Source organism: Oxalobacteraceae bacterium OTU3CAMAD1 (assembly GCA_024123915.1).
Classification (GTDB): Bacteria; Pseudomonadota; Gammaproteobacteria; order Burkholderiales; family Burkholderiaceae_D; genus Rugamonas.
On sequence record CP099650.1, the window covers coordinates 2,843,349 to 2,856,652 of the forward strand.

Below are 13,304 nucleotides of genomic sequence, written 5' to 3' on the forward strand. Positions count from 1 at the left end.
TGATGAGCGGGCGGCGTTTCTTTTGAACCCGCATACTTTTGCCGATACGCTCGCGCCGCCGCTTAAGGGTCGGACCCGATGGGTCCGACCCTGTGTGGCCGTGCGGGTTTATGCCAGCGCCGCACCGGTGCGGAAGGTGTTGCGGCCCGCCTGCTTGGCCTCGTACAACAGCATGTCGGCGCGGTTCAGCAACTCCGCCGGGGTGATGTCCTCTCCTTGGTAGTAGGCAAGTCCGATGCTGGCCGACACCGACACCACCGTCCCGCTCAAGTCGAACGGCGCCTGCATCACGCCGACGATCTTGGCGGCCAGCGCGGCGGCGTCCTCGATCCGGTGGATGCGCTCCATGATAACGGTGAACTCGTCGCCGCCCAGCCGCGCGATGGTGTCGCTGGCGCGCATGGCGTGGGTCAGGCGCGCCGAGAATATCTTCAGCAACGCGTCGCCCACGCTGTGGCCATACGTGTCGTTGACCGGCTTGAAGCGGTCGATATCCATGTACATCACGGCCATCATGCCGCCGCCTTCGCGGTTGGCGGCCATGCTCTCGGTGAGTTTTTGCAGGAAGCCGGCGCGGTTGGTCAGCCCCGTCAGCGCGTCCACCTGCGAGAGCTTGAGCAGCCGCTGTTTTTCGTGCTTTTGCGCCGTCACGTCCTGGCGCATGACGTGAAAGCCCATCACCGAGACATTGTCCTCGTCGCGCTGTGGAATGTAATCGACTTCGAAGGTGCGCTCGGCGGGCCCGCTGCTGTCGTCCTCCTCGAACGTCAACGTCTCGCCGGCCAGCACGCGCTGGATGTAGGGCGCCAACACCGCGTAGCGTTCCTCGCCCATCGTTTGCCGGATGGTCTTGCCCAGCACCGCCATGCCGCCCCGGTTGAATTCGCGCTCGTAGGCGATGTTATGGAAGCGGTATACCTCCTCGTAATCGATGTAGGCCACCATGGCCGGCAGCGTGTCGGTGATGGTGCGCAGCCGCGCCTCGCTCTCACGCAGCGCCATCACCGATTTGCGCACGTGGGTGATGTCGTCGACCGTGCCCACGTAGCCGTACACCTGCCCGTCGACGACCATCGCGGCGACCTTGAACGAGATCCAGATCATCATGCCGTCCGGGTGGATGCAGCGCAGCGTGTCCTGGTGCGGCAGGCGCGTTTTGACCATGCGCCGCAGGGCCGTCTTGAGCACCGGGCGGTCGCTCGGGTGGACCGCGCGCATCCAGGCGTCGCCCAGCGCCTCCTCGCGCCGCAAGCCGGTGATGAACTCGAAGGTGCGGTTGACGTAGGTGCATTTGCCGGCGGCGTCGGCGCGGATCAGGCCCAGTGGCGAGGCGTCGTTGACGGCCGCCAGTTCGGCCTGGTTCTTGCGCATCGCCAGCTCCGCTTCCTTGTGCGGCGTGATGTCGCGCGTGGTCACGGCCACGCCGTTGCTGATGGCGACGACCTGGCGGTGCAGCCAGCGCTCGCCGGACGGTCCGGCGCCGGGTTCATCGCGCTCGACTTCCTCCTCCAGCGGCCGGCCGGTGGCCATTACCTGCTTGAATTTCTCCACCAGGCCGCCGCTGTGCAGGTGCGGCGCCACCTCGCGCAGCGGCTTGCCCTTGATCTCGTGCGCGTGGTAGCCCAGCCTCGCGGCGGCGTGCTCGTTCAGGTCGGCGATGACGAAATCGGTAATGTCACCGGCGGGGCCGGGCGCGCGCCGGGCCTTGAGCAGGTACAGCGCATCGAGGCTGGCGTCGGCGGCCGCGCGCAGCAGCAGCTGGGCCTCGATGACCAATTGCGCGCTGTCGCGCACGCGCCGCGCCTGGCGGATCAGCAGGCCGGCCACGGCCAGCACCAGCAGCGACGCCACCGTCACCGCGCCGTAATACAGCGTGCGCCGTTTGGCGAAACCGGCCATGGCGCTGGGGACAGGGTTGCCCACCGCCGCCATCAACAGATAGCGCGGCATCTCCGCGTAGCCGTAGATGCGGTCGACGGCGTCGAACGGCCGCTTGAGCACCAACTCGTCGGCGGGGCGGGTGGCGCTGCGGGCCACCACGCGAAAGTCGATGGCGTCGCCGATCACCATCTGCTCGTCGACGCGGGCGGTGGCCAGGCCGTTCTCCCGGCTGATCAGGATCACCGCGCCGCCATTGTCGACGCTGACGCGGTCGTAGTCGTCGACCAGGTCGGCCGGGTCGAGCAGCGCCAGGACCACGCCGGCGAACTGGCCGCGTGGTCCGTCTAGGCGGCGCGAGATCTGGATCTGCCATTTGTTGGTACGCGGCTCGACCACCGGCGTGGCGACCACGGTGCGTTGCTCGGCGCTGGCGGCGTGGCTTTTGAAGAAGGCCTGGTCGCTCAGGTCCGGCGGGAAAAAGCCGTCGCTGCGGTCGACCACCTTGCCGGCGGCGTCCAGGCGCGCGAACGGCAGGTTGAATTTGGTCGGCATCAAGGTGTCGAGCGTGCCGTTATGGCCGGTGAAGTCGGCCAGCCGCAGCGCGCCGTTGGACTGCTCGAACTTGAGCTTGAACAGCTGGGTGGCGTGGTCGGTCTGGCGCAGCAGGTGGTTGGCGTGTTCGGCCAGCGTGTGCGCCAGCGATTGACTGTGCAGTACCGCCTCGAAGCGGGCGCTTTTCTTTTCCTGCCGTACTTGGTAGACCACCGCCGACCACATGAGCGCGAGCACCAGCAGCGCGAAGGCCGGCAGCAGCATCGAACGATACAGTGTACGTAGAGAATCGAGCGTCGGGCTATCGGTGTGTGCGGTCATCGAGTCAGCGGTAGCGGGAACAGGGCGCCATGAGTAGATATTCTGCACGGAAATACGCGCTTTGTATCCCGTTTCCTGTTGGCGCCGCCAAAAAAAATGCATGACGTTCACAGGTGGTATTGATTTCCTTATTAAAATAGCGGCTAACTTCAGTCCCACGCTTGTACGCCAAGGAACAAACTTGATCGAATTGACAACGCCGCCTATGTCTCCATGCGCCTACGGTGTTGTGGCATGAGTTTGCCCGCCGCCCCCGCCGATCTGGTCGGCCCCGACGGCCAGCCGCTGTTCGGCCGCTACGCCGGCCAGGCCGGTCCCATCGATTGGACCCGCCTGGCCGCGCCGTTCGCGCGCGGGCGGCTGTGGCGGCGGTTCCACCACAAGCGCTGGCACTACGTGGCGCTGTGCACCGAGCGGGTTTTCTGCGCGGTCGCCATCGTCGATCTAGGCTGGGCCTGCACCGCGTTCGCCTACGCCTTCGACCGCAACGACGGCGACATGCTGGCCAATTTTTCGCAGGACGGCCTGCCGGGGCGGTCGGCGCGCCTGGCCGACCACGCGGGCGGGGACAGCTGGTTCAAGCATGGGAGCAACCGCATCGCCATCGACAGCGACGGCGAGGGCCGCTACGAACTGTCGCTGCGCTGCGACTTCCTGGAGATCGACGCCGCCTTCGGCCCGGGCGCCTCGCCGCTGCTGCTGGCGACGGGGCCGGTGGCGCGCGGCTCGGTGCACGCGACGCAAAAATCGTCCGGCATGCCGCTGACCGGCGAGGTGCGCACCTGGCGCGAGGAGTACGACCTGGCCGGTGGCGTGGCCAGTTTCGACTATTCGAACGGCCTGCTGGCGCGCGAGACCGCGTGGCGCTGGGCCTCGGCGCACACCCTGGAGATGGGTTTCAACCTGCAGGCCGGCTATTTCCGCGGCCACGAAAACGCGCTGTGGCTCGATGGCGAGTTGCACGCGCTGGCGCCGGCGCACTTCCTGTACGATAGCAGCGATCCGCTGTCGCAATGGCATATCTTCACCGAGGACGATTTGCTGGAACTGTACTTCACGCCGGACGGCGCGCGCCGGGACAACAAGAAAAAGCTGTTCGCGGCCAGCCGCTACCTACAGCCGGTCGGCACCTTCAGCGGCTGGGTGCGCAGCGGGCCGGAACAGCCGAAGCGCATCGTCACGCAAATGATGGGCGTGACCGAGGACCACTCTTCGCGCTGGTAGCTTTCGCAACCTGCCTGCCCAACCCTGGGAACGCCCGCCATGAGCATCAGGAATCTCGACCGATTGTTTCAACCGCGCTCGGTGGCGGTGATCGGCGCGTCGGAAAAACCGGATCGCATCGGCACGCGCGCGCTGGACAATCTGGTGCAAGGGTCGTTCATCGCCGATGGCGGGGCGGTCTGGCCCGTCAATCCCAAGTATGCGCAACTGCGCGGCATGCCTTGCTACGCCAGGGTGTCGGCCTTGCCGGCGGCGCCGGACCTGGCCATCATCTGCACGCCGCCGACCGGCATCCCGGGGCTGATCGCCGAGCTGGGCGCGCGCGGCACCAAGGCCGCTATCGTCATGACATCCACCGATGGCCGTTCCGACACCTTGCGCCAGGCGATGCTGGACGCTTCCAAGCCACACCTGCTGCGCATCCTCGGGCCGGGCAGCATCGGCGTGCAATCGCCGGCGCTGGGCCTGAACGCCAGCTTCAACCACCTGCCGGCCGGCGCCGGGAAGCTGGCTTTCGTTTCGCAATCGGGGGCGCTGGCGGCGGCCGTGCTGGACTGGGCGGCGTTGCGCGGCATCGGCTTCTCGCGCTGCATCGCCATGGGCGAGAGCGCCGACGTCGACTTCGGCGACCTGCTCGACTATCTGGCCGCCGACAACGGCACCCACGCGATTTTGCTGTGCATCGAGCATTTGAGCTCGGCGCGCAAGTTCATGTCGGCGGGGCGCCTGGCCGCGCGCGGCAAGCCGGTCATCGTGCTCAAGGTCGGGCGCGATCCGGCGCCCGGCGCCGACCTGGTGTTCGACGCCGCGATCCGTCGCGCCGGCATGCTGCGCGTGCATTCGACCGAGGACTTGTTCGACGCCGTCGAAACCCTGGCGCGGCGCCGGCCGCAGCGTGGCGAGCGGCTGGCCGTGCTAACCAACAGCGGCGGGCTGGGACTGCTCGCGGCCGACGCGCTCGATACCGGAGGCGCGCGGCTGGCGCCGTTGTCGGCCGAGTCGCTCAAGCTGTTGACGCAGGCCGGCGCGCCGCCCACCAATCCGGTCGACCTGCTGGCCGACGCGCCGGTCGAACGCTACACGGCCGCCGTCGAGACCTTGTTGCGCGAATCGCAGGCAGACGCGCTGCTGTTCCTGCACGCGCCGACGGCGATGGTGTCGAGCCAGCTGATCGCCGAGGCGGTGGCGCCGTTGATGCGCTCGGTCGGCAAGAACGTGCTGTCGTGCTGGCTCGGCGGCAGTTCGGTGACGGCCGCGCGCCAGGTGTTCGCCGACGCCGGCCTGCCCACCTACGACACGCCCGAGAAGGCGGTGCACGGCTTCGTGCAGATCGCGCAGTACCGCCGCAACCAGGAACTGTTGATGGAGGTGCCGGCCGGGCTGCCGACCACTTCGGCGCCGGAACGGGCCGCCGCGCGGTCGCTGGTCACGGCGGCGCTGGCGGCCGGCCGCGCCGAGTTGCCGGACGAGGATGCGCGGGCGCTGCTGGCCGCTTACGGCATCGCGCTGGCCACGCCGCAGCAGGCGGCGTTATCCGGCCACACCCTGGCGGCGGCGCGCATCCAGATCGGCGCCGATCCGGTGTTCGGGCCGGTGGTGTTTTTCGGCCAGGGCGGCATCGCCGCCGATGTCGCGGCCGACCGCGCGGCCGGCCTGCCGCCGCTGAACATGGTGCTGGCGCGCGACATGGTCGGGCGCACGCGGGTGGCGCGCCTGTTGGCGCAAGGGCAGACGGCGGCCGACGCCGACGCCATCGTGCGCACGCTGGTGCAGGTGGCCGACATGGTGACCGAGCTGCCGGAACTGGCCGAGCTGGACCTCAATCCCTTGCTGGCCATCGGCGGCGCGGTGGTGGCGCTGGGCGCGCGGCTGCGACTGCAGTTGGAAATCGCGCCGCGCAGCAGGACAACGTTGGCGATCCGACCCTATCCGCAGGAACTGGAGCAGTACGTCGCGTGGGACGGCGGCCATATCCTGCTGCGGCCGATCCGGCCGGAGGACGGCCCGCAGCATCAGGCCTTCTTCCACGCGCTCGATCCGGACGACGTGCGGCTGCGCTTTTTCTCGGCCATGCGCGAGCTGCCGCCGGCGCAGCTGGCGCGCCTGACGCAGATCGACTACGACCGCGCGATGGCCTTCATCGCCACCCGCAACGGCGCCGACGGCCAGCCCGAAACCCTGGGCGTGGTGCGCGCCGTCACCGATCCCGATAATCAGCACGCTGAATTCGCCATCATCGTGCGCTCCGACCTGAAAGGGAAGGGACTGGGCTACATCCTGTTCGGCAAACTGGTCGATTACTTCCGCGCGCACGGTACGGCTGAGATCGTTGGCGATGCGTTGTCGGAGAACCTCGGCGTGCAAAAACTGGTGCGCCAGTTCGGCGGTGTGGTATCGGCGCATCCCGAACCCGGAATGGTGCGTCTCCAACTGCCTTTGCGATAGTGTTAGTTATCCGCTTGATATATATTTGCTGTTCCAAATGAAAGAAAACGCGGGGACCTGTTTGTTCTAGCTCAAGGCGTCCGTGTCGGGTTTATTTACACTTTCACTTCCGCTCTTGCCGCCCATCCGGGTGAGCGCAACTTTAGTCTTGGGAGTCAGAATGTTAACGGCCACATATACCCTGGTAGCGCTGTCGGTCGAACAGTCCAGCGTTCGCCTCAGTTTGTTATCGTTTCAAAAGTATGTGCGCTCGACGCTGATGCAGCAGAACAGCATAACCCTGTCCCAGCTGGAATACGCGTGCGAGAACCTCAATAGCCTGTATCAGGCCTGTCATTGGCGCAAGACCGAGATGTACCTGATCCCGGCGCTGCGCGAAACGACCGAGCGCGCCGACGCGCTGCTCGACGAGCTCAACCATTTGAACCAGGCCGCGCTGGCCGCCATCCGCAGCTTGCAGGAGCGCATGGGCATCTACGCCGACGTGCGCGACTTCCGCGTCGAGCAGGTGTGCGATAGCATCGAAACCTGCTGCACGTCGCTGCTCAAGCGGCTCGAAAAAGAAGAGCAGGAACTGTTTGCCATGGCGCGCGGTCTGATAGGAGGGGAGACCTGGTTCTCCATTGCCAACCAGCTGATGATGCATGACAAGCACCTGGAGGAGATGAAGCGTTCCGGCGTGGTGCTGGGCGACCAGGCGCCACCGGCCGTGGCGGCCAAAGCCAAGGCCAAGGCGGAGGCGCAGGCCAATGGCGGCCGGCGCGCCGCCAGCCCCCGCATCGACGACGCCCGGATCACCATTCCGGGCCTGCAAGTGTTACCGACGGTGGAGCTCGACGATGCCGACGCGGGATCGGCTCCGGCTCCTTTATATAGTGCCCGGCAGCAGTCGCTGGACGATGCCATAACGAAATAGCCGCCAAATAGCACTCGCCTCGGGCAAATTTCCCCTGCTTTGCTATGATGGTGGTTTTCTCCATCACATAGCGCACCATGTTCGATTTCATCTTCAAGCGCACTACCGACCAGCCGACCGCCGCCGCGCCCGCCACGGCGGCTCCGGAGCAGGCCGCCGCCGCCGCGTTATCGGCCAGCCGCCGCGACGAGCAGGCGCAGCGCGCCGCCGCGCTGGCCGGCGATGAAGCGGCCGCCGTCGAACTGATCCTCCAAAGCGAATTCGCCGGCGTGCGCCTGGCCGCCGCCGAGCATGTGCGGTCGCAGCCGTATCTGGAACAGGTGCAGCAGGCGATGCGCAACACCGACCGCCGCGTCGCCAAGCTGATGCAGGGACGGCTGGACGCGATCCGCTACCAGCAGGCCGAATTGCAAAAGGCGCAAGCCTGCCTCGACCACGCCAACCGCCTGTTGCAGGACGAGAAATTGACGCCGAACCAGGTCGCCGAGCTCGATCGCCAATGGAAGATCACCTCGGCCGTGCCGGAGCTGGCCGTGCCGTTCGACGCCGCCCGCGCCGCGCTGGCGGCCCGCCTGGAGGCGCAGGTCAACCTGCAACGCGCCATCATCGATGCGATGGCCGCCGTGCGCCAGCTGCCGGCCGCCGGCCTGGCGCCTGACGAGGCGACGCAGGCGCTGGAGCGTCACACGGCCGCGCTGGCCGAATACCAGCACGCTCCGGAGCACAACGCGCTGCCCAAGCACCTGCTGAGCGATTTCGCGCAGGCGATCGAGCAGGCGCGCGCCGCGCTGGCGGCTGCCGCGCAGCGCCCGGCGCCGCCGCAGCCACAGTCGGCACTGGCATCCACTGCCGAGCCGGAGACCGCGAACGCCATCGCTACAGATGCGGCCGCCGAGGCCGGCGTGCCGGGTGAAACCGCGCCGAAGTCCGACGCACAGGCTCTGGTCAAGCAGGCCAACGCGGCCAAAGGGCCCAAACCCGCCAAGACCGCGCAGCCGCCCAAGGAAACCGACAAGAAGTTCCTTGAAACGCTGGACGCGCTGGAAGCCGCGCTCGAACAAGGGTCGTTGCACGATGCCGCCGAGCACGATAAATGGTTGAAAGAGCACAAAACCCGCCTGACGCAGGCGCAGACCGATCGTCTGAACCACGTCCGCGCCGAACTCAAGCGCCTGGGCGACTGGGCCCGCTGGGGCGGCAACGTTTCGCGCGAGGAACTGGTTAAGGCGGTGGAGGAACTGCCGGCGCTGGGCCTGCCGATGAGCGAACTGGCCAAGAAGGTCGGCAGCATGCGCGAGCGCTGGAAGTCGCTCGACACCGTCTCCGGCCACGCGCCGAAAAGCCTGTGGGAGCGTTTTGACGCCGCCTGCACCACGGCCTACGCGCCGGCGGCGGCCCATTTCAAGCAGTTGGCCGACGAGCGTCACGCCAACGCCGCCAAGGCGCAGGTGCTGGTCGACGAGACCCATGCGATGGCCGCGGCCGCCGCCGGCGAAAACGCGGACTTGAAGAACGTCGCCGCCGCCGGCCAGCGTCTGCGCCAGGTGTGGGGCCGTCTGGGCACCATCGACCGCAAGGAAAAGCGCAAGCTCGACCAGGCCTTCGACAAGGCGCTGGCGCAAATGCTGGCGCCGCTGTCCGAGCAGCGCAAGATCGAAACGGCCAAGCGCGAACAACTGATTATCGAGGCCGAGCAGTTGCAGCCGTCGGACCGCCACACGCTCGACAAGCTGCGCGGTTTGCAGGAACGCTGGCAGGAGCAGGCCAAGGCGCTGCCGCTTGAGCGCAAGGTCGAGCAGGCGCTGTGGCAGCGTTTTCGCGCCGCTTGCGACGCGATCTTCGCCAAGCGCAAGGAAACCGCGCATGCCGCCGATCACGAGCGCAAGGAACACTTGCACGCGCGCGAGGCCATCTGTAAGGAGCTGGAAACGGCCACCTTCAGCGGCGACGACAAGGCACAACTGGCTGCCATCGCCAAGACGCTGCGCGACGCGGCCGCCGCGTGGAACGCGTCCGGCACCGTGCCGCGCGCGGCCGAAGCCAAGATATCGCAGCGCTACCAGGCGGCCGTGGCGGCGGTGCAGGGGCAGGCGGAGGCGATCAAACGCCGCGCCGGCGCCGCCCAGGCCAACGCGCTGCGCGACAAGCTGCGGCTGTGCCAGGCGTTGGAAGCGGCCATCAGCGGTATCGATGGCGCCGGCGCCGACGGTATCGACGCGGCCGACTGGCAAGCCCGTTGGGCCGCCTTGCCGCCGTTGGCGCCCGAGTACGAGCGCGCGCTGCACGGACGCTTCACGGCCGGGCTGGCGGCGTTGGACGGCAAGCGCGAGGCCTATGCGGCGCAGCTTGAGCGCAACCGCGCCAAATTGCTCGACGAGGTGCTGCGGTTGGAGATCGTCGCCGGTGTCGACAGCGGGGCCGAATTCGCCCGCGAGCGCCTGAAAATGCAGGTCGAGGTGCTGCAATCGTCGCTCAAGTCCGGCCAGAAGCCGCTGACGGCCGCCGCCGCCTACCTGCAATTGTGCGCGATGCCGGCCCTGGCCGACGCCCGCACCGCCAGCCGCATCGAACAGCTGTTCCGCCGCATCGGCGCCTCGGAGCGCGCATGAGCTTGAGCGAGGGTTTGAACCAGGTCCGCATCCAGACGGAGGATTTCGATCTGAGCGCCGAGGTGGCGGCGTTGCGCGCGGCCAATCCCAAGATCGGCGCGATTGTCACGTTTGTGGGCGTCGTGCGCGATCTGAACGAGGGCGCGGCGGTGGCGGAGATGGAGCTGGAGCATTATCCCGGCATGACCGAGCAGTCGATCGGCGCCGTTATCGAGCGCGCCAGGCAGCGGTGGCCGACGTTCGGCGCGCTGGTGATCCACCGGGTGGGCCCGCTCAAGCCGCTGGACCAGATCGTGCTGGTGGCGGCGACGGCCGCGCATCGCGGCGAAGCATTCGCGGCTTGTGAATTTATTATCGATTATTTGAAGACCGAAGCGCCGTTCTGGAAGAAGGAACAGACGCCCGAGGGCGCGCGGTGGGTGGATGCCCGCGTCAGCGACGATGCGGCGTTAGCCAAATGGCAATAATTGATCACGGAGATACGTAGGGCGGATTAGGCGGAACGCCGTAATCGGCTATCGACGCGCCGTCGGCGGCTCAACCATGGCCGATTACGCTGCGCTAATCCGCCCTACGTGTTTCCACGTGATTCGGCGTTTCTTGGCCCTGCCGGCCGCTAACGCCCCACCGGAACGCCGACCACCCGCCCTTGAAAACTGCCCATATAACACTATCTACCTGATAAGTTAAATATATCGGAGCAATTCCATGCGGCAAGATAAACTCACCACCAAACTCCAGGAAGCCCTGTCGGACTCGCAGAGTCTGGCCGTGGGCAACGACAACCAATACATCGAGCCCGTGCACCTGCTGACGGCCCTGCTGAACCAGGACGACGGCAGCGCGCGCTCGCTGTTGCAACGCGCCGGCGTCAACGTCGGCGGCCTGACCAAGGCGCTTAAAGCCTCGCTCGACCGCCTGCCGAAAGTCTCCGGCACCGGGGGCGACGTCCAGGCCAGCCGCGAGCTGGTCTCCGTGCTCAACCTGGCCGACAAGGAATCCCAGAAGCGCGTCGACCAGTTCATCTCCAGCGAGATGGTGCTGCTGGCGCTGGCCGACGACAAATCCGAGGCCGGCAAGCTGGCGCGCGAGAACGGCCTGTCACGCAAATCGCTGGAATCGGCCATCGACACCGTGCGCGGTGGCGCCAAGGTCGATTCGCAGGAGGCCGAAGGCCAGCGCGAAGCCCTGAAAAAATACACATTGGATCTGACCGAGCGCGCCCGCGCCGGCAAGCTCGATCCGGTGATCGGCCGCGACGACGAAATCCGCCGCGCCATCCAGGTGCTCCAGCGCCGCAGCAAGAACAACCCGGTGCTGATCGGTGAGCCCGGCGTCGGCAAGACCGCCATCGTCGAAGGCCTGGCGCAGCGCATCGTCAACAACGAGGTGCCCGAGTCCCTTAAAGGGAAGCGGGTGCTGGCGCTCGACATGGCGGCGCTGGTCGCCGGCGCCAAGTATCGCGGCGAGTTCGAGGAGCGCCTGAAGGCCGTGCTCAAGGAACTGGCGATGGACGAGGGCCAGACCATCGTCTTCATCGACGAGATGCACACGATGGTCGGCGCCGGCAAGGCCGAGGGCGCGATGGACGCCGGGAACATGCTCAAGCCCGCGCTGGCGCGCGGCGAGCTGCATTGCGTCGGCGCGACCACGCTCGACGAATACCGCAAATACATCGAGAAGGACGCCGCGCTGGAGCGCCGCTTCCAGAAGATCCTGGTCGACGAGCCGACCGTGGAGGCGACCATCGCCATCCTGCGCGGCTTGCAGGACAAGTATGAGCTGCACCACAAGGTCGCCATTTCCGACGCCGCCATCATCGCGGCGGCCGAGCTGTCGCACCGCTACATCACCGACCGCTTCCTGCCCGACAAGGCGATCGATTTGATCGACGAGGCGGCGGCCAAGATCAAGATCGAGATCGATTCCAAGCCGGAGGTGATGGACAAGCTGGAACGCCGCCTGATCCAGCTGAAGATCGAGAAGGAAGCCGTCAAGAAGGAGAAGGACGAAGGCTCGCGCCGCCGTCTGGACCTGATCGAGGAAGAGATCGTGCGCCTGCAGCGGGAGCTGAACGACTACGAGGAAATCCTCAAGGCCGAGAAGGCGGTCGTGCAGGGCAGCACCCATATCAAGGAAGAGATCGAGCACATCAAGCTGCAGATGGAGCAGGCCACCCGCGAGAGCAACTGGCAGAAGGTCTCGGAGCTGCAATACGGCCGCCTGCCGCAACTGGAGGCGGAGCTGAAGCAGGCCGAGACGGCGTCCGCCAACGGCGTGTCGCTGGAGAAGAACACGCCGGCCAAACAGAAGCTGCTGCGCACCGAGGTCGGCGCCGAGGAAATCGCCGAGGTGGTGTCGCGCGCGACCGGCATTCCGGTGTCGCGCATGATGCAGGGCGAGCGTGACAAGCTGCTGCACATCGAAGAGAAGCTGCACGAGCGCGTGGTCGGCCAGGACGAGGCGATTGAAGCGGTGTCGGACGCGATCCGCCGTTCGCGCGCGGGTCTGTCCGATCCGAACCGGCCGTATGGTTCGTTCATGTTCCTGGGGCCGACGGGCGTCGGCAAGACCGAGCTGTCCAAGGCGCTGGCCGGCTTCCTGTTCGATACCGAGGAATCGATGATCCGCATCGACATGAGTGAATTCATGGAGAAGCATTCGGTGGCCCGCCTGATCGGCGCGCCGCCGGGTTATGTGGGTTACGACGAAGGCGGTTACCTGACCGAGGCGGTGCGCCGCAAGCCGTACAGCGTGATCCTGCTCGACGAGGTGGAAAAGGCGCATCCGGACGTGTTCAACGTGCTGCTGCAGGCGCTCGACGACGGCCGCATGACGGACGGGCAGGGACGCACGGTGGACTTCAAGAACACCGTCATCATCATGACGTCCAACCTTGGCTCGCACAAGATCCAGGCGATGGAGGAGTCGGACCCCGGCGTCGTCAAGCTGGCGGTGATGGCGGAGGTGCGGTCGCACTTCCGGCCGGAGTTCATCAACCGTATCGATGAAATCGTCGTGTTCCATGGTCTCGACGAGAAGAACATCGGCGCCATCGCCAAGATCCAGCTGGCGATCCTCGAGCAGCGTCTGGCCAAGATGGAGATGACGTTGACGATGACCGACGCGGCGCTGCACAAGATCGCCGAGGCGGGCTACGATCCGGTGTATGGCGCGCGGCCGTTGAAGCGGGCGATCCAGCAGCAGATCGAAAATCCGCTGTCGAAGTTGATCCTGCAAGGGCGTTTCGGACCGAAGGACACGATCCATGTGGATGTCGACAACGGCGAGCTGGTGTTCCGTGCTTGATTGAGCGGCGCTTTAACCCGGGAAGGTCGGGGTCGTACCCGCAGGGT

The 13,304-nt window shown here is 66.6% G+C and carries 7 protein-coding genes; 6 read left to right on the forward strand and 1 reads right to left on the reverse strand.

From position 1 onward, the window contains the following. Window positions 1-108 precede the first annotated feature (108 nt). Complete coding sequence (locus NHH88_12255) at window positions 109-2,754, reverse strand: diguanylate cyclase (protein ID USX16502.1); 2,646 nt, start codon at window positions 2,752-2,754, stop codon at window positions 109-111. Between the two features lie 234 nt (window positions 2,755-2,988). Here NHH88_12255 and NHH88_12260 point away from each other — a divergent pair, with 234 nt between their 5' ends. The 6 genes from NHH88_12260 to clpB all read left to right on the forward strand — a co-directional run bounded on the left by NHH88_12260 (window position 2,989) and on the right by clpB (window position 13,257). Beyond that, on the forward strand, window positions 2,989-3,978 hold the full coding sequence (locus NHH88_12260; GenBank protein ID USX16503.1) for a DUF2804 domain-containing protein: 990 nt from the start codon (window positions 2,989-2,991) through the stop codon (window positions 3,976-3,978). Window positions 3,979-4,017: 39 nt separating this feature from the next. Further along, a complete protein-coding gene (locus tag NHH88_12265; GenBank protein USX16504.1) occupies window positions 4,018-6,423 on the forward strand; it encodes a bifunctional acetate--CoA ligase family protein/GNAT family N-acetyltransferase in 2,406 nt (801 codons plus the stop codon). Window positions 6,424-6,583: 160 nt separating this feature from the next. Next, window positions 6,584-7,339 carry a hemerythrin domain-containing protein gene (locus tag NHH88_12270; protein ID USX16505.1) on the forward strand — a complete coding sequence of 252 codons (756 nt, stop codon included), beginning with the start codon at window positions 6,584-6,586 and terminating at the stop codon, window positions 7,337-7,339. Window positions 7,340-7,416: 77 nt separating this feature from the next. Next, window positions 7,417-9,948, forward strand: coding sequence for a DUF349 domain-containing protein (locus NHH88_12275; protein USX16506.1), 2,532 nt, complete (start codon window positions 7,417-7,419; stop codon window positions 9,946-9,948). Beyond that, complete coding sequence (locus NHH88_12280; GenBank protein ID USX16507.1) at window positions 9,945-10,415, forward strand: molybdenum cofactor biosynthesis protein MoaE; 471 nt, start codon at window positions 9,945-9,947, stop codon at window positions 10,413-10,415. Before NHH88_12275 ends, NHH88_12280 begins: the two co-directional genes overlap by 4 nt. A 241-nt stretch (window positions 10,416-10,656) precedes the next feature. Further along, window positions 10,657-13,257 (forward strand): ATP-dependent chaperone ClpB, encoded by a 2,601-nt coding sequence (clpB, locus tag NHH88_12285; GenBank protein USX16508.1) that lies wholly within the window; start codon window positions 10,657-10,659, stop codon window positions 13,255-13,257. Window positions 13,258-13,304 lie beyond the last annotated feature (47 nt).

Coding starts and splice junctions, on each gene's coding strand:
- NHH88_12255 (USX16502.1), bottom strand. CDS start 2,754: ATGACCGCACACACCGATAGCCCGACGCTCGATTCTCTACGTACACTG.
- NHH88_12260 (USX16503.1), top strand. CDS start 2,989: ATGAGTTTGCCCGCCGCCCCCGCCGATCTGGTCGGCCCCGACGGCCAG.
- NHH88_12265 (USX16504.1), top strand. CDS start 4,018: ATGAGCATCAGGAATCTCGACCGATTGTTTCAACCGCGCTCGGTGGCG.
- NHH88_12270 (USX16505.1), top strand. CDS start 6,584: ATGTTAACGGCCACATATACCCTGGTAGCGCTGTCGGTCGAACAGTCC.
- NHH88_12275 (USX16506.1), top strand. CDS start 7,417: ATGTTCGATTTCATCTTCAAGCGCACTACCGACCAGCCGACCGCCGCC.
- NHH88_12280 (USX16507.1), top strand. CDS start 9,945: ATGAGCTTGAGCGAGGGTTTGAACCAGGTCCGCATCCAGACGGAGGAT.
- clpB (USX16508.1), top strand. CDS start 10,657: ATGCGGCAAGATAAACTCACCACCAAACTCCAGGAAGCCCTGTCGGAC.